Here is a 16910-nt window from a genome sequence, read left to right on the forward strand (position 1 = left end):
CAGCCTTGAATCAGTCATCTGGTGATTTGGGAATCCACTTTGTCCACACTACCTAGGGTTGGCCGCCCCGGCCCTCGCCCAGGCGCCGTCCGCCTCGGAGGCCCAGGTCGCCTGGCGGCTGCTGGATTATGTGGCGGTCGACTACGCCGGCGCAGTGGCCGACGGCGAGGTCGTCAATCCGGCCGAATACGGCGAGATGATCGAGTTCAGCACCCAGATCCGGACGCGTCTGGACGCCCTGCCGGCCAACCCGGCCAAGGCCGCCCTGATGCGCGAGGCAGAGGGCCTGCAGGCGGCCATCCGGGACAAGGCGGATCCGGCCGTCGTCGGCGCCCGGGCCAAGGCCCTGGCCGGCGCGGTGCTGACGGCCTATCCGAGCCCGCTGGCGCCCTCGTTCCCGCCCGACCTGGCCCGCGGCGCCGCCCTCTACGCCGAGCAGTGCGCGGTCTGCCACGGCGTGACCGGGCGCGCCGACGGCCCCGGCGCCGAAGGGCTCGATCCGCCGGCGATCGCCTTCGCCGACGTGGAGCGCGCGCGCCAGCGCAGCGTCTTCGGGCTGTATCAGGTGATCGACCAGGGGCTGGAGGGCACGGCGATGGCCAGCTTCTCGCACCTGCCGGCCGAGGACCGCTGGGCGCTGGCCTTCTATGTCGGCCGCTTCGCCTTCACCGACGCCGAAGCCGCCGAGGGCAAGCGCCTGTGGGACGGCGATCCGGCGGTCCGCGCGGCCTTTCCCGACCTGGCCGCCCTCACCCAGACCACGCCGGCCGAGCTGGCCACCCGCCTCGGCGAACCCCGGGCGCGGGCCCTGACCGCCTATCTGCGACGTCATCCCGAGGCCGCGGCGCGCCCGGCCGGATCGACGCTGACCCTGGCGCGGACGCGCCTGGCGGAGAGCGAGGCCGCCTATCGACGGGGCGATCGCAAGGCCGCCACCGACGCGGCGCTGTCCGCCTACCTCGACGGCGTCGAGCCGATCGAGCCGGCCCTCGGCGCCCGGGACAGCGCCCTGCTGCGCCGGGTCGAGACCGCCATGACCGAGCTGCGCGTCTCTATCAGCCGGGGTGCGCCCGCCCAGGAGGTCGCCGGTCGGGTCGCTCGTGCGAACGCCCTGCTGGACACGGCCGAGCGGGCCCTCGCGCCCCAGGAGGCGGACAATCTCGCCAGCTTCCTCGGCGCCTTCACCATCCTGCTGCGCGAAGGCCTAGAGGCCCTGCTCATCGTGGTGGCGATGATCGCCTTCCTCAGGAAGGCCGAACGGCCCGAGGTGCTGCGCTACGTCCACGGCGGCTGGGTCGCCGCGCTGGTCGCCGGCGGGGCTACCTGGGCGGCCGCGACCTTCTTCATCTCCATCAGCGGCGCCAGCCGGGAACTGACCGAAGGGTTCGGTTCGCTTCTGGCCGCCGTCGTGCTCGTCTCGGTGGGCATCTGGATGCACGGTAAGTCGCACGCCGACGCCTGGCAGACCTATATCCGCGACAAGCTCTCCCATGCGCTGTCGAAACGGTCGGCCTGGTTCCTGTTCCTGCTGTCCTTCGTGGTGGTCTACCGGGAGGTGTTCGAGACCATCCTGTTCTATGCGGCGATCTGGAGCCAGGGCGGCCACCTCGGCATGCTGGCCGGCGCCCTCACGGCGGTGGTCATCCTGGCCGTGGTGGCATGGGCCCTGCTGGCCTACAGCAAGCGCCTGCCAATCGGCCGGTTCTTCTCCCTGAGCTCGATTCTCATGGCCATCCTGTCGGTTGTCCTCGTCGGGAAGGGGGTGGCGGCGCTGCAGGAGGCGGGGTGGCTCGACGTCCATCCGCTGGCCTGGATCCCCCGCATCGAAATCCTCGGCCTCTACCCGACGGTCGAAGGCGTCGCCGTTCAGCTGCTGACGATCGTCATCCTCGTGATCGGCTTCTCCCGGCTCCCGCCGCCGAAGAGCGCGCGGCCGGCGGAGAACGGCTAGGGCCGCCAGCCCTTCAGCTAATCTTCCGCCCCGCCGGGGGCCGGATGGGCAGGCGCCGGCTTCCGGTTCCTGAACCGCCCCTCCGACCCCGGAGTTCGCAGCCGGGCGACGGACTTATCGGACGATGGGTTTGCCTCCGACAGGCGACGCCTTGGGCTCTTTCGTTGGAATGTCGTCGCTTGCGGGATCAAGAACCTCCGGCACGTTGCGATGCAGCTCGTCGATCCAGACCTGGCCATGAGCGTCCGAAGGCATGCGCCAGTCGCCGCGCGGCGACAATGAACCGCCTGTTGTGACCTTGGGCCCGTTCGGCAGGGCCGAGCGCTTGAACTGATTGGCGAAAAAGCGCTGCAGGAACACCTCCAGCCAGCTGCGAATAGCCCCGATGGGGTAGGCCCGCTTTTGCTCGTCCGGAAAGCCCGGCGGCCAGTGCCCGGCGGCGGTGTCCCGCCAGGCGTGCAAGGCCAGGAAGGCGATCTTGGAGGGCCGCAGCCCGAACCGGGTGAGATAGTAGATCCAGAAGTCGTGGAGCTCGTAGGGGCCAATCTTGCCTTCGGTGCTCTGCGACTCCCCCTCGGCCGTCTGCGGGATGAGCTCCGGCGAAATGGTTGTCGCCAGAATGTCGAGCAGGACATCGGACACCGCGGGGTCGAACAGGCGGTTCGCCGCCGTCCAACGGACGAGGTGTTGAATGAGGGTCTTCGGGAGCGAGCCGTTCACGTTGTAGTGGCTCATCTGGTCGCCAACGCCGTAGGTGCACCAACCAAGCGCAAGCTCGGACATGTTGCCCGTGCCGAGCACCATGCCGTTCCGCTGGTTGGCGGCCCTGAACAGGAGGTCTGTCCGGAGCCCGGCCTGCACATTCTCGAACGTCGTGTCGTACACCGGTTCGCCCCTGGCGAACGGATGGCGCAAGTCCTGCAGCATCTGCTGGGCGAGCGGCTTGATGTCGATTTCCTCGACGGTCACGCCGAGCCCGTTCATCAAGGCGTAGGCGTTAGACTTGGTCCTCGCGCTCGTGCCGAAGCCGGGCATTGTGAACCCGAGAATGTCCGTGCGCGGACGGCCAAGCAGATCGAAGACCTTGGCCGCGACGATCAAGGCGTGAGCTGAATCCAGCCCTCCGGACACGCCGATGCAGATCTTGGCTGTCCCGGTCGCCTCAAGCCTCTTGGCCAGCCCGCTCACCTGAATGTTGAACGCCTCGTAGCAGTCCTGGTCGAGATGGGAGGGATCATCGGGCACAAAGGGAAAACGGTCGATGCATCGTTGCAGGCCGAGGTTGCGAACTGGCGGAACGAGATGGAAGGTCACCCGGCGAAAGCGCCGGTCGGGCATCCCGTTGGCGATCGCGGCTTCGTTAAACGTGCCGGTCCGCATACGTTCCAGCTGCAGCCGTTCGACGTCTATGTCCGCGACGGCCATCTGGGACTCCAGGCTGAAGCGCTCGGTCTCCGCGAGCTGCGCCCCCAGCTCGTAGATGCAGGCCTGTCCGTCCCAGGCCAGGTCGGTCGTCGATTCTCCATAGCCGGCGGCGGAGTAGATGTAGGCCGCCCAACAGCGGCCAGACTGCAGCTCGCAAAGTCTTCGCCGCGTGTCCGCCTTTCCCACCACGATATTGCTTGCCGACAGGTTCGTCAGAATCAGCGCGCCGGCGAGCGCGGCGAAGTCGCTGGGCGGCGCTGGCGCCCAGACATCCTCGCAAATTTCCACATGAAAGATCAGGCCATCGACGTCGTCGGCCTGGAACAGCAAATCCATTCCGAATGGAGCCGGTTCGCCTCCAATCGTAATTTCGCCGACCACATCCCGCCCGGAGGCGAACCATCGCTTTTCATAGAACTCGCGATAGTTGGGGAGGTGGCCCTTCGGCACCACGCCAAGGACTCGCCCCCGGTGGATAGCCACCGCGCAGTTGTAGAGTCGTCCCTCACGGCGGAGGGGCGCACCAACCAGTATGACCGGGAAGAGATCGCGACTTTCGGTTACGAGATTCACTAGTTGCCGCTCGACCTCGTCGAGCAACGCCCGCTGCAGCAACAGGTCGTCGATGGAATACCCCGACAGGCCGAGCTCTGGGAAAACCATCAGCGCGAGCCCGGCCTCGTTTCCCTCACGGGCGAGCCGTAGTGTCTGCTCCAGGTTGAACGCCGGATCCGCGATCCTGCAGACGGGACGGCACGCAGCCACCCTCACGAAGCCTTGCTGGTAAATCGACAGGAAATCGGCTGCGGTGCGGGGCACGTCCTGCTCCTATTCTGTTTCGGGACTACTTGTTCGGCCGGACGAGCGCCCGGCCCCTTGAATAGCGCGGCAGCGGCTTGGAGGTTCGTCAATGTGAGGACTTCAGGCGGAGCATAGTCTTTCGCCACTTCTGGCGCGTTACGGCCAGCACGAAGCCCGCCAAGCCACAATGCGGCGCAGCGCGGCCATCGGGCCAGGGCCCGTAGCAAGGTAGGCGAATGCGAGACGTCCTTGCGCGTTTCGGGGCAAGGTCAGGCCTGTCGCGCGATGGCGATCCCCGAGAGATTGGAGGCGGCGTCGACGGGTGTCCCGGCCGCCTTGCGCTCGGAATAGCGGTCCACCAGCCGGGCCGGGTGCGGACGGGTGAGGATGGTGAAGCGCACCAGTTCCTCCATCACATCGACGATCCGCTCATAGTCGGCCGAGGGCTCATCCGGCCGGCCTCGTCGAACTCCTGGAAAGCCTTGGCCACGCTCGACGGGTTGGGGATGGAGACCATCCGCATCCAGCGGCCAAGGAGGCGCAGGGTGTTCACCGCGTTGAAGCTCTGAGACCCGCCCGACACCTGCTTGACTGCGAGCGTCCGGCCTTGGGTCGGACGCATGCCGCCGAGGCTCAACGGCAGGTGATCGATCTGCAACTTCATCACGCCGGAGACCTGGCCGTGCCGTTCCGGACTGCACCAGACCATGCCCTCTGACCAGAAGGCATGCTCGCGCAGCTCGCGCACCGCCGTGCGGTCGTCATCGCCGGGCGCGCCCGGCAGGGGCAGGTCGGACGGGTCGAAGATACGGGTCTCGCACGCCATTCGCTGCAGCAGGCAAGCTGCGTCCTCGACGAGCCGTGAGTAGGACCGTTCGCGCAGCGATCCGTACAAGAGCAGGATCCGGGGCGTCTTCGTCGCGGCCGATCGAGCTTCAACCTTTCGCTGCGCCCTGTTCAGATTGACCGACGTCCCAGCCTCGGGATGCAGCGGATGTAGACCAACTCCGCCAAAAGCTCGATCAGGGTCTGGGTGACGATGATGGCCGGGACTAGGGGGATGGCGCCGGGCACGACGAGGGCCAGCGGCAGGACCACGAGCGAGTTGCGGGTTCCGGCGCTGAAGGCGACGGCGCGGCCGGCTTCCGGCGTCAGCCGTGCGAGCCGCGAGCCGGCCCATCCGATGAGTGGGGCCAGCACGGCGAAGGCGACATAGACCGGCACGACACTCAGGGTCCGGTCGAGGGTCTGTCCGAGTTGCGGCATGACCGCGGCGACGACGATGAAGAGCACCAAGGCCGTGGCCGGCACCGGCGCCAGGCCGAGACCAGACGAGACTCGCTCGCCCATTTTGCTGCGGGCCGCCCAGGGCTGGACCAGCGCCGCCAGAACGAACGGGATGGCGATCAGCCAGACGAAGGCGTGGATGAACGGACCTGGCTGCACATAGGCCGCCGCCTCGGCGCCGAGGAACAGACGCAGATAGATAGGCAAGAGCGCCATCTGGGCGATCAGCAGCACCGGTGTCGAGGCCAGGAGCAACCGGGCGTCCGCACGACCCAGATGAGCGAAGGTCACGACATAGTCGATGCAGGGACAAAGCAGCACCATCAGCACGCCGAGACGGATCAGGGGATCGGCCGGCAGGAACTGCACCAGGCCCAGGACCAGCAGAGGCACGGCGATGAAGTTCACGGCCAGCAAGGCGCCCACGAACCGCAATTCCTGAAGCGCCCGGCCGAGCGCCGCGACCGGCACCTGCAGGAAGGTGACGAACAGCATCAGAGCCAGCGCCGGATTGATCGCTGATTCCAGCACCGCCGTGCCCGGGATCAGCAACCCGATAGCCGCCGCGACGATCACGGCGGCGAAATAGATCCAGACCTGTCGGGCTTCGAGGCCCTCGCGAAGTTCAGACGTGTTCATCCCGGATCCTGACCTCGCACCGCCCCCCCTTACGGCCGCCGACGGACCAACCTGTCAAGCCTCGTCCTGCGGCCGCGCGGCTCAGAGCGCTAGCCCGATCTCACGGGCACCCGAGCGGCTTCCGCGCACGCCCGTAGGATCGAGCGCGCACCGCACTCAAGGGTTTGGCTTCGGTCCACACTCTCACTAAGATGGCTGTCGGCGGGCCTCGACCGGATAGCCTTTGATCTTGAGCCAGGGGACGCTCTGCGTCGGCGGCGATCACGGGTGAAGACGTCGAGCTTCACACAGAAGTTCCCGGCCCGCCCCCTCCCCTCCTCACCAACGGGCGACGCTGAGGCGACGCCAACGATCCTTCTCAGCCAGAGGCACCTCGGCCAGATCGGCGTGATCGCGCCACCGAGTGATCACACCCTTCTCAACCTCGAAAACGTTGATGGCGCGGACGTTCATGACGAGGCCACGGTTCGCGGCCAGCAGATAGAGGCTTTCGGCTATGACCAGCTCGCCCTGGGTGACGGACTTGAGGATGTGAAGTTCGAACAGCGAATAGCTTTGGAAGAGCCGACGCCAGAAGCCGAGAAGCGCGGTGCGTCCGACGAGTTCGCCCGCGATGTCGAACTGGGCCGCGACCTGCTCCGACAGATAGGATTCGAGGCGACGCACATCGCGTGATGCGATCTCCCCAGCGAAAGCTTGGACGACGTCTCCGGGCATAAGCGACATGATCACCGTTCAGGCGCGCAATCATGATCCGATTCTCAGCGGAAAACTCGCGTATCGCGTGTGACCAACGATGTCACTCCGGTTCGATAACCCCGGCCCCCACCGCGACCGCGACGGCCTCTATCCGGGTGCGCACGCGCAGCTTCGAGCACACCTTCTCAAGGTAGCTGTCGACCGTGCGCGGCGACAATCCGAGGATGGCGCCGATATCTCCCGAACTCTTGCCGCGACTGACCCACAACAGGCACTCCAGCTCTCGCGGGCTCAAGGCGAAAACTCGAGAGCCGACATTCGGTTGGAGGTTCGGAGCCATGATTTCACTCGCGATTGACCGGTGAAGGCTGAACGGACCAGCAGCCACGAGCAACACAGAGGAGTTGCGCATTCTCCGCAAGAAAGTTGCGGAGAATCGACGTCGGACCCGCTGCCCCTCAGGATCGAAGCCAGCGCCAGAGACTGATTGCTCCTGCTTTGGCGACCTCTTACACAGTCCGGCGTCGGGCGCCGTCAGATACGGGCGCAACTTGAGCCGGGGTCCGTCAGTGGCGGAGGCGGCGTTTCGCCCTGAAGTCGCGGGCCTCTTCGCAGAGGATTCCTCGCCCGACCCCTCCGCCTTGCACCGGGACTCGCTTTGATTCATTGTCGGCCGTCGGCGCTTGCGTCGACAGGGGCCGGGAATCCCCTGTGCGAAGCTCAATCTTTACGACCGCGCCTCGACGCGCGGCGTCCGTCCGCTGGTGACCGCGGCGCACCCCTGTGTGCGGCCGGTCATGGCGGGCGCGCTCTCGGATTCCTGCCTCCTGAAAACCGGCGGGAGGTCGCCTTGAGCGATGTGAAGGAGATGGATCCGGGCGCTGCGGCGAGCCTGAATGGGCTCTACCGACGCTATTCGGGGTGGTTGGGAAGGCGGCTGCGCGGACGTGTGGGCGCCGATGAAGCCGCCGATGTGGTGCAGGAAACCTACCTTCGCCTGGCTCCCTATCTCATCGAAGACATTCGTCACCCCAAGGCTCTGCTTCTTCGCGTGGCCCTTAACCTCGTTCGTGATGAACGGCGTCGGATGGCCCTCCGGGACCGGGCGATGCAGGGAGCGATTCCTATGTGGGTCACAGCGGCCGACGCGCCTGTCGACCGGCTGCACCTCAAGCAGGTTCTCCTGACCATGCCGCCGCTGTATCGGGACGTCTTCGTCTTGAGCCGGTTTGACGGTATGACATATCCGGAGATTGCTCTGGCCCACGGGATCAGCCTGGCTACGGTTGAACGGCGGATGGCCAAGGCTGTCGAGCACTGCATGGCCCAACTGGACGTCTAAGGCACGAACGATGACTGCCGATAATGACCTGGACGTAAGACGACGCGAGGCCGCGTCGTGGTTCGCCACCCTCAACCAGAAGCGGGTGGCGGCTTCGGACATCACTGCTTTCAGTCAATGGCGCCGCACTCCTGCGAACGCTGAAGCCTATGCCCGGATAGAAACGATGTGGGAGGCGGCCGGGAGCCTCAAGGGCGACGCCGATATCGCCGCCTTGACTGCAGGGGCCCGCGCACGCGCCGACGCCTCGCGCAAAATGCAGGGCCGCCTCGCCAAAGGCCTTATACCGATCGGCGCCTTGGCGGCCGTCGCCGCCGTGGTTGTCGGCGTGACACTGTGGTCTGCCCGTCCTCTGTCCTATGAAACCGGGCTGGGCGAACGGCGGATCGTCGTTCTGGCCGATGGGTCAAAGGTCACCCTGGACACCGAGTCTCGCATCACCGTCAGGCTCACCGGCAGTCGCCGTGCTGTGGAGCTGGCGAGCGGCCAGGCCTTCTTCGATGTGGAGGGCGATCCCGCCCGCCCCTTCGTTGTTCGCGCCGGCGCGACCGAAGTCACCGCCGTGGGAACCCGGTTTGACGTCCGCCGCGCGGGCGGCGGCGCGCAGGTGACGCTCGTCGAAGGCAAGGTCGATGTCGTAGACCGGGGGCAAGCCACGCCGCGGTGGTCCCTCGCCCCGGGCCAGCAGATTGTCACCGCTTCGCCGCGTCCAGCCGTCCGGTCGGTGGATGCGGCGTCGGAGACCAGCTGGACATCCGGCCGCCTCATCTTCGCCGGCGACACCGTCGAAGCCGCTGTGGCCGAGGTCAATCGCTACACCGCGTCCAAGGTCGTCCTGGATGCGCCCGCCATCGCCGATATCGCTGTCAGCGGCGCTTTCAACACGGGCGATGTGGAGGGCTTCGTGTCCGCGCTGACCGAGCTCTATCCGGTCGTCGCCAACCGCACGGCTTCCGGTCAGATCGTCATTCGTGACGCCCCCGCGAAAAATGCGAGCGTGCGCTGAGGGGTTTTGCCACGCCCCTTCGTCTCTTCCCCGAACCGCGTCTGTGCGGATATTCATTTCGGGGGATTATTATGCGTATCGGTCTTTGTTCGTCTGCATTCGGAGCACTCGCTGTCGCGGCGGCAATGCCTGTCGTCGCCCTAGCGCAATCCCCTGCCGTCCAGTTCCAGGTCCCGGCGGGCCCGCTAGAAACCACTCTTCCGCTGTTCGCGGCGCAGAGCGGCGAGCAAATCCTCTATTCCACAGACCTCGTAGCCGGCCGTCAGTCTCCGGGCGTCAGCGGCGCTCTGCGAACCGATCAGGCGCTGGCTGCGCTACTGCAGGGCACGGGCCTGCGCGCGCGGCGCACGAGTCCCAATACCCTGGTTGTCTACGATCCGGACGCAAGGGCGGACGCGACAGATGAGGCTGTCGAGATTGAGGATGTTGTCGTCACGGGAAGCCTCATCCGGGGGGTCGCCGACGGCCCCTCGCCAGTCGTTACGGTGACCCGGGACGAGATGGATCGGAATGGCCGCGCAACCGTGGCCCAACTGCTCGCGAGCTTGCCGCAGAATTTCGGCGGCACAGCGAACGAAGCCGCCCTGGGAAACGGCGGCGATCGCTCTGGTACGAACTCGACATACGCCAATGGCGTCAACCTACGCGGTCTGGGCAGTGACGCCACGCTCGTCCTCATCAATGGACGCAGGCTCGCGGGTACGGGGGCCAAAGGCGACTTCGTCGATGTCTCGACAATCCCCACCGCCGCAGTCGAGCGCGTCGATATCCTGTTGGACGGAGCCTCCGCCCTTTACGGCGCCGACGCTGTCGGCGGCGTCGTGAATATCATCCTCAGAGACGACTATGATGGCGCCGAGACCCGGGTGAGGGTCGGAAACACCTCCGACGGCGCGAGCGGCGAATATCAGGTCGCTCAGGTTCTGGGACGGCAGTGGTCGACCGGCTCGGCGATGCTGACCTACGAATACTACGACCGTGACGCCCTGGCCGGATCCGAGCGTCGGCGAGCCGGCGATGCGGACCACCGCTGGCTCGGCGGAAGCGACCGACGCTCCTTCTACAGCAATCCCGGCAACATCGTCGTTCTTGACCCCGCGACCGGCAGTTACATTCCCCGGTACAGCATCCCCGATGGCCAGAATGGGGTGGGCCTGCTCCCGGCCGACTTCCGCCTCGGGCAGACCAATCTCGAGAACTTCAGGGCGACGAGCAACATCCTGCCCCGCCAGACTCGCCAAAGCGCCTTTGCCGCCGCCCGCCAGTCTTTCGGCGATCGCTTCGACATCAGTGGCGATGCTCGGTGGGGCATGCGCGAGTATGAAACGGTCTCGACGGCGATCAGCACCCTGCTGACGGTCACCCGAGCCAACCCGTATTTTGCGTCACCGACCGGAGCCAGCTCGCACACGATCGCCTATTCCTTTCAGGGCGAGATCGCGCCTCCCAAAGTCTTCGGCGAAGTCGAATCCCTCGGCGCGAGTCTGGGCGGGACGGCTGACCTTTTTGGCGACTGGCGGCTGGAGTCCTACGTCTCGTACAGCACCGAAGAGGCCCATACCGGTTCCGACGGCGCCTTGCAGTCGACGAATCTGCGTGAAGCCCTCGGCGCGGTTGCGGACAGCCCCGCCACCTCCTTCAGCACGGCGCGCGACGGCTTTTTCACCCCCTTCGGCAGCAGCGCGTCCAACAGCGCGACCATCCTGGACTTCATCAGCGCCGGCTACACCCGAAACCAAAGTCAGACCGGAAATCTCTCTGCCAATCTCCAGATCGGCGGCACAGTCATGACGCTGCCCGGAGGGCCGCTTCGGCTCGCAACGGGGCTGAACTTCCGTAGAGAAACCTTCGAACGTCAGGTCACCAACTTCTCCTCGGGCGCGGCTCCGACCGTCGGGGCTCGCACTCAAACCGAACGCGATGTCAGCGCTGCCTTTGCGGAGTTGCGTGTCCCCTTGTTCGGCGAGACCAACGCCCTTGCCGGCCTTCACCGGCTGGAACTGTCGTTGGCGGCGCGCTTCGAAGATTATGGTGACATCGGTCAGACGACGAGCCCGAAAGTCGGCGTCCTGTGGGAGCCGACCGAGGGCCTCCTCCTCCGGGCGAACTACGGTCGCTCCTTCCGGGCCCCTGCCCTGCGCGAACTGAACGACGCGGCGAGCGCCAGTCCATCCATTCTACCGCGTGGATCGCTGCAGATTCTGTCGATGATCCTCTACGGCGGCAATCCCAACCTCGAGCCCGAGGAAGCGGACACATGGACCGCGGGCTTTGAGATCAAGCCGACTGGGTTGCCCGGTTTGAGATTGGGCGCAAACGTCTTCCGGACCGACTTTGACAACCGCATCGGTCAACCCGCGCTCGAAAGTATTCTCACGGCCCTTTCCGACCCTTCGCTGGCCCCGTTTGTTCGCACCCTTGATCCGGTGAACAACGCCGCCGATCGCGTAGCGGTCCAGGCCATTCTCGATCTGCCGACCACAAACCTGCGCGACCTGTTCCCCGCGAACTCCTACGGGGCCATCGTGGACGCCCGTTATGTGAACACCGCCAAGGTTCAGGTGGAGGGCCTCGATCTCTCAGCCGGCTACGGCTTCAATCTCGCGGACAACGCCTTCGATCTCGACGTTAACCTGACCTGGCTGGAGCGTTTCGACGCCCAGCCAACACCAACCTCACCGACGGTGTCCCAGCTTGATCGCCCCAACTTCCCGGTCGGCCTGCGGGGACGAGCGTCGGCGAGCTGGTCCCGCGGCCCCTGGACGGTATCGCCCTCGCTCAACCACGTGGGGAATTATGCGGACCTCACCGGTCGTCGTATCGGCTCCTGGTCCACAGCCGACGTGTTGGTGCGCTTCGCACCGGCCGGGGGTTTGCTCGACGGAACCGCCGTGTCGCTGACCGTCCAGAATCTCTTTGACCGCGATCCGCCATTCTACGACGCCCCGGAGGGGATCGCCTACGACGCGGCCAACGCGAACGTGCTCGGCCGGTTCATCTCGCTGCAGCTGACCAAGGCCTGGTGATGCGACAGCTTCCGTTGATGCTCGCCCTCGCGGCAAGCCTGGCCGGAGTCTGTCCGGCGTCCGCTCAGACCCATCGGTTCGGAGTGGAGGATCTGATTAAACGGGAGGGTGTCGGTCAGGTCCGGGCCAGCCCCGATGGCCGCTGGGTGGTCGTGGAGCGACAGGCCGCCCACGACCAGGCTGCGACCTATCGCTTCCAGACCATGACCTACGCGCTGTTGACCGAACTGGAGATACACGCGGCGGACAAAACGTCGCCGCCGCGGCGGTTTGCAGCGGCGGGTCACGACGTCGGTTATCTCGCGGGCCCCTTCTCGCCGAGCGGCGCGCGGATGGTGGTGGTCAAGGTCACCGAGGCCACCTACCGACTGGGTATCCTCACCTTGGCGAGCGGCGCCGTTCAGTGGCTCTCGATCACGCCGGAACAGAGCCAGTTCGGGCGCTCCATCGCCTGGAGATCAGAGACCGAAGTCGCCGTCATTGCTCGGCCGCTTGACGATTTCCCAATCCAGATGCGGGTCGGGTTTCAAACCCAGGACAGGATTGAAAGCCTTTGGCGCAACGCGGCCTCCGGTCATGCCTCGAGCGGCGTTTACATCCCCAGTGGCGCGACGCGCGATGCTCGCGCTCAAGCCCTGCCCTCAAGCCTTATCCTCGTCAACGCCCAGACCGGCAGCCAGCGGGTTCTGGCGCAGGGCGAATGGTTCGATATGGCGCTGTCGCCGGATGGACGCCGTCTCGCCGCCCTTCGCAACGCCGAGGACATCCAGCCCACCCCGGATCGACCCCTCCTGGTCGGGGATCCCATTCGTCGCCGGCGTCTCGCGGTGATTGATCTCGACAGCGGCGCTGTGGCCGATCCGCTGCCGGGCGAGGACCTCGCCATGTATCTGATGTCCTGGTCCCCGGATTCCTCGCGCCTGCTCGCTTACGGCCGCCCCTCCGTATCGGCGGACTTTGATGAGGGCGGTCGCTACTGGCTCATCGGTCGCGACGGACGGGCAACAAGGCTCGACACGGGCACGGACCGGCCCTGGCTGCAGAGGACCTGGGACGGCGTCGCCATCCCTCTGGGGAGCTGGGACGGTACGCGGCCCCTGATACAGGTCGGCGAAACTGATCAGAACCGCCATTGGCGACGGGATGACGGCGCCCGCTTCCCGGTCAAGGAATCCGGTGAACGGATCGCCCGCTTCGAGGGCCAGACTATGGTTCAGCGCCGCGACGGGCTCTATGCCCTCGATGGGGCCAAGGCTGTTTCGGGTCGGCTGGTGGACCTGGGGCAGATGTCCGACGGCGCCAATCCCGCGCAATGGAACCCCAATCCCGTTCTTTTTGGGCAGGGATCGGTTATTGACGGGGCTTGTATCCACACCGCGGCGCCGTCGCCTCCGGTCTGTGTTTCTCCCATTCCTGAGGGTGAGCGTCCTCTAGCGGCGCTCCCCTCCGGGATCGTGACGACCGGCCTGGACGAACGCGGCGTCACCACCGTACGCCTTCATACATTGGGTGAGGTCCAGACGCTTACGACCGTCAACGCCGCGTGGCGTGACATCGACTGGGGTCGCGTCGAGCCCGTCGCTCACTTGGGACCGGAGGGTCAGTCCCTGACGAGCTGGCTCCTGCTTCCTCCAAACATGGCGGTTGGAGAGCGCCCGCCTGTCGTGGTGCAGATCTATCCCGGTGCAACTCTGTCGGCGCCGCCGGCGACGATCCTGCCCGGGTCCAGGAATCCGCAAAACAATCCATCGGTGATCGCCGGGGCAGGCTATGCCGTTCTCATCGCCAATCTGCCGCACCCAGCGTCCGGACCTCGAATGGACGATCTCGCTGAGCGCATCTTCGCCATCGTTGACGAAGCCGGCCGTCGGGGACTGATCGATCCGGACCGGGTCGCCGTGACCGGCCACAGTTACGGCGCCTATTCGAGCCTGCGCGCTGCGACCCAGTCGGACCGCTTCAAGGCAGTGATCGCCACCAGCGGGTATCCGGAGCTGACGCGCTCGATGGAACTGCCGCCCTTCTTCCGCGTGTCCCCGGACGAGGGCGTTCCGGTCGGACAGATGGCCGGATGGGGCGAGACGGGCCAAGGGCGGTTCGGCGCCTTCTCAACCTCCCCGGAGAACTACGTCGCCCAGAGCCCTCTCTTCAGTGTCGAACGTCTGAGAAGCCCTACCCTTCTCGCTGAGGGCGATCAGGAGAACGCCCGCATGGGCGCGCTGTTCAGCGCACTCTATCGACTGAACCGCGAAGCCGCCTTGGTGACCTACTATGGCGAGGGTCATGTCTATGAGAGCCCCGGCAATGTGAGGGACCTACACGCGCGCATCCTGGATTGGCTGGCTCGATATCTCGGTCCGCCAGCGCGCCTCGAGCCGCTGCGTCCAGCGCCGCGCCCAGACCTCGAGCACCCCGAGCAGCAAGGGCCGGTTGGCGCCGGGACTCCATAAGAGACGTTCAGGCTCCAGATCCCGACCGAGCTCCACCCGATCGAACAATCGATGCTCGACCATCAGCCCGTCCATCAGAAAGGGACGCAGGTCGGGAAGGCTGCTCTGGACGACGTGTCCGTAGAACCGGCCCAGATCACCCTTGTCACGACGCTGGGCGATGGACGGCGGTAAACGGCCCGCGAAGGCTTTGCGCGCAAGGCCGCGGTCTCTCGGACCCAACGTCAGGCGATCGGCGGGGATCGCGAGGCAATGCTCCATCACGGGCTGACTGAGCAGGGGATGGATCAGGTCGGCGGCCCTCGCGCGCAGACAATCGCTCCAGAAAAGCTGGCAGTTGGCGAGACGGTGCACCTGTCCATACTTCCCCGGCGGAAGATCTGCGGCATCCCCCAGCCACGGATGGAGCGGCGCGGCCGAAGGCTTTCGGGGCGGAGGCCAAAGGGCCAGACGCGCAAGCGTCCAGGCGGAATGGCGGGTCCACCTGGCCATTTCGCCCCAGTAGCGCGGGCGGAACCCGGCCAGCCCTTCGCGGCGCCGGCGGTCCACCACGATGCGGGGCTCTGGCGCCTGATAGAAGACTGCGTCCCCGCCCTGCCCCGTCACGAGGGCGGTGGCGCGCCCCTGCCGCAGGCGTCGGGCGACGTCGCGATCATAGGCCACGTCGACGCCATGCAGTGCGGGGCGAATGCCTTCACCCAGCGGGCGCAGAAGCGCTTCGGTGATGGCTGCAACCGGCTTTCTGGCCGCCTCGAGGCGCAGTCCTGATTTCTCGGCCGCCGCCAGTGCGTAAGCTCGTTCATCACCCTCGTTCCAATCAGCGAAATAGTTGACGAAGCGCGCCCGCGGGCCCAGCCCCGCGGCCGCGACGCTTCCCGAAACGATGGCCGAATCGAGCCCGCCGGAAATCTCTCCCTGGATGCGCTCATGGTGTGCGAGAGAGACGGCCACCACCTGATCCACGAGGGCGCGAAGTGCGTCAGGGCTGTCGTCAAACGCGGTCCCGACAAAGCGGGACGGACGCCAGAGGGCATAGCGCTCCATGGTGTCGCCGAGAAGAACCATATCTCCGGGCGTGACGACGTTCAGGCCTCGGAGCGGAGGTCGGTCGCTGAGCAGTCCGGGATCGTTCGACAGCGTCGCCAATACCTCCCAATCGATCGCGATCTCCGGTGGCAGGAGAGCATCCGCAACCTCTGGAGGCTGATCGGACGCCAGTCTCAGCCCCCCGCTGCGCCACCACACGCAATCGATGGCGCCGGTTGGGTCTCGAATAAGAACGAGACGGCTTTCGTCGTCGCGCCAAGCCAGAATATAGCGTCCCCAACCGGATCGGACGACCTCCGATCCCAGGCTCCCTGCTGTTCGGCTCGTGCCAATGATCGAGGACAAGGATCGGTCGCTCGGTCGCCACGTTCCGATCTGGATGTGGCGGCGATGGACCTGCCGCACGGCCACGGTCGCGTTGGGTCCCAGGAAGACTTCGATGTGGTCAACAACAAGAGCCGATCGCCAACCCGCTGCCAGAAGGTCCCGGCGGACTTGATCGAGGCGATCCCGATCGGCTGGCGTCGCGTGGCTGCTGTCGATCAGAAGGTAAGCCCGCGCATCGACAGCGGGCGTCATCGGCACAGCAGGGGCTGGTAGGCAGACAGGCGTTCGACATCATCATTCAGGCAGGTGTCACCCACCTGAACCCAACAATGCGCCATGAATGGAAAGAGTCTCACCCCGAACACCCAGTCGGCCCGGAGACCCTGCCGATGCAGGGCCTGAACGAGCAAAGCCGACCGAACGAGGCATTCACCCTCGATCGGGAGCCAGGGCTGCAGTCGCCAGAAAGCCGTCGCAGCGCGCTGCACATCCGGCTCGGCCGCAGGTCGTAGCGGGGGTTCAGAGAAATAGGCGGTGATCCCGGACCCGGCCGGGATCTTCCGCACCGCGAGCGCGGCGGCGAGACCCGCGTGGATATCGCGCCATGATACGGCGGCGGGGTCGTGGATAACGGTCCGCGCGGGTTTCGCCGGTAGCGCTCGCACCAACGGTGGCGCTTGGGCTTGAAGCAGTCCCGCCGCCTGGAGGGTGTCTCGCGTCGAACCGCCCAGGACTTCAGCTCCGCCGTCAGATCGGCGCACGACGGTCTCACCGCCGCTTGGCAGACAGAAATAGTTGTCGGCCTCGAGATCCAGGATCACGAGCGCCGTGTCGATGACGGCCGCATGCACGCCGGTCTTCAGAAACATCATGAGAGATCGCCCTGATGAGGACGCCGGCCCCTGACGGG

Annotated in this window: 10 protein-coding genes and 2 pseudogenes; 5 read left to right on the top strand and 7 right to left on the bottom strand. The window is 66.1% G+C overall.

Going from position 1 to position 16910, the window contains the following annotated elements; all coding sequences use genetic code 11:
• Positions 1-58 precede the first annotated feature (58 nt).
• Entirely contained in the window at positions 59-1951 is a 1893-nt protein-coding gene (locus tag DXK21_RS03265) for a cytochrome c/FTR1 family iron permease (RefSeq protein WP_114816355.1), read from the top strand.
• Positions 1952-2065: 114 nt separating this feature from the next.
• On the opposite strand, the gene DXK21_RS03270 is transcribed toward DXK21_RS03265, so the two are convergent.
• The 5 genes and pseudogenes from DXK21_RS03270 to DXK21_RS16735 form a co-directional block, all read right to left on the bottom strand.
• On the bottom strand, positions 2066-4195 hold the full coding sequence (locus tag DXK21_RS03270) for an NAD(+) synthase (RefSeq protein ID WP_114816356.1): 2130 nt from the start codon (positions 4193-4195) through the stop codon (positions 2066-2068).
• A gap of 251 nt (positions 4196-4446) precedes the next feature.
• Positions 4447-5138: pseudogene (gene arsH / locus DXK21_RS03275) on the bottom strand (arsenical resistance protein ArsH).
• Positions 5135-6103, bottom strand: coding sequence for an arsenic resistance protein (locus DXK21_RS03280; protein WP_114816357.1), 969 nt, complete (start codon positions 6101-6103; stop codon positions 5135-5137). Before DXK21_RS03280 ends, arsH begins: the two are co-directional and overlap by 4 nt.
• Before the next feature lie 318 nt (positions 6104-6421).
• On the bottom strand, positions 6422-6829 hold the full coding sequence (locus DXK21_RS03285) for a nuclear transport factor 2 family protein (protein WP_232216215.1): 408 nt from the start codon (positions 6827-6829) through the stop codon (positions 6422-6424).
• 73 nt (positions 6830-6902) lie between these two features.
• Positions 6903-7214 carry a helix-turn-helix domain-containing protein gene (locus tag DXK21_RS16735; protein WP_211305959.1) on the bottom strand — a complete coding sequence of 104 codons (312 nt, stop codon included), beginning with the start codon at positions 7212-7214 and terminating at the stop codon, positions 6903-6905.
• Between the two features lie 447 nt (positions 7215-7661).
• Here DXK21_RS16735 and DXK21_RS03295 point away from each other — a divergent pair, with 447 nt between their 5' ends.
• From DXK21_RS03295 to DXK21_RS17085, 4 genes are all read left to right on the top strand, one after another.
• Entirely contained in the window at positions 7662-8144 is a 483-nt protein-coding gene (locus DXK21_RS03295) for an RNA polymerase sigma factor (RefSeq protein WP_228184773.1), read from the top strand.
• A 10-nt stretch (positions 8145-8154) separates the two neighbouring features.
• A complete protein-coding gene (locus tag DXK21_RS03300) occupies positions 8155-9150 on the top strand; it encodes a FecR family protein (protein WP_114816359.1) in 996 nt (331 codons plus the stop codon).
• 71 nt (positions 9151-9221) lie between these two features.
• The gene (locus DXK21_RS03305) at positions 9222-12176 is read left to right on the top strand and encodes a TonB-dependent receptor (protein WP_114816360.1); all 2955 of its coding nucleotides are present in this window, start codon (positions 9222-9224) and stop codon (positions 12174-12176) included.
• Positions 12176-14626: a prolyl oligopeptidase family serine peptidase gene (locus tag DXK21_RS17085; RefSeq protein ID WP_114816361.1), complete on the top strand. Its 2451-nt coding sequence runs from the start codon at positions 12176-12178 to the stop codon at positions 14624-14626. Before DXK21_RS03305 ends, DXK21_RS17085 begins: the two co-directional genes overlap by 1 nt.
• A gap of 141 nt (positions 14627-14767) precedes the next feature.
• Here DXK21_RS17085 and DXK21_RS16850 read toward each other — a convergent pair.
• Positions 14768-16252, bottom strand: a pseudogene (locus DXK21_RS16850) (asparagine synthase-related protein); the annotation flags it as partial.
• On the bottom strand, positions 16249-16872 hold the full coding sequence (locus DXK21_RS03320) for a lasso peptide biosynthesis B2 protein (protein ID WP_114816363.1): 624 nt from the start codon (positions 16870-16872) through the stop codon (positions 16249-16251). The gene DXK21_RS03320 and the pseudogene DXK21_RS16850, both read right to left, overlap by 4 nt.
• Positions 16873-16910: the final 38 nt, after the last annotated feature.

The sequence above is a fragment of the Brevundimonas bullata genome, assembly GCF_003350205.1.
GTDB lineage: Bacteria > Pseudomonadota > Alphaproteobacteria > Caulobacterales > Caulobacteraceae > Brevundimonas > Brevundimonas bullata.

Bases quoted from the DNA above. Each gene is read 5' to 3' on its own strand.
- DXK21_RS03280 (WP_114816357.1), bottom strand. From the start codon at position 6,103: ATGAACACGTCTGAACTTCGCGAGGGCCTCGAAGCCCGACAGGTCTGG.
- DXK21_RS03285 (WP_232216215.1), bottom strand. From the start codon at position 6,829: ATGTCGCTTATGCCCGGAGACGTCGTCCAAGCTTTCGCTGGGGAGATC.
- DXK21_RS16735 (WP_211305959.1), bottom strand. From the start codon at position 7,214: ATGCGCAACTCCTCTGTGTTGCTCGTGGCTGCTGGTCCGTTCAGCCTT.
- DXK21_RS03300 (WP_114816359.1), top strand. From the start codon at position 8,155: ATGACTGCCGATAATGACCTGGACGTAAGACGACGCGAGGCCGCGTCG.
- DXK21_RS03305 (WP_114816360.1), top strand. From the start codon at position 9,222: ATGCGTATCGGTCTTTGTTCGTCTGCATTCGGAGCACTCGCTGTCGCG.
- DXK21_RS17085 (WP_114816361.1), top strand. From the start codon at position 12,176: ATGCGACAGCTTCCGTTGATGCTCGCCCTCGCGGCAAGCCTGGCCGGA.
- DXK21_RS03320 (WP_114816363.1), bottom strand. From the start codon at position 16,872: ATGATGTTTCTGAAGACCGGCGTGCATGCGGCCGTCATCGACACGGCG.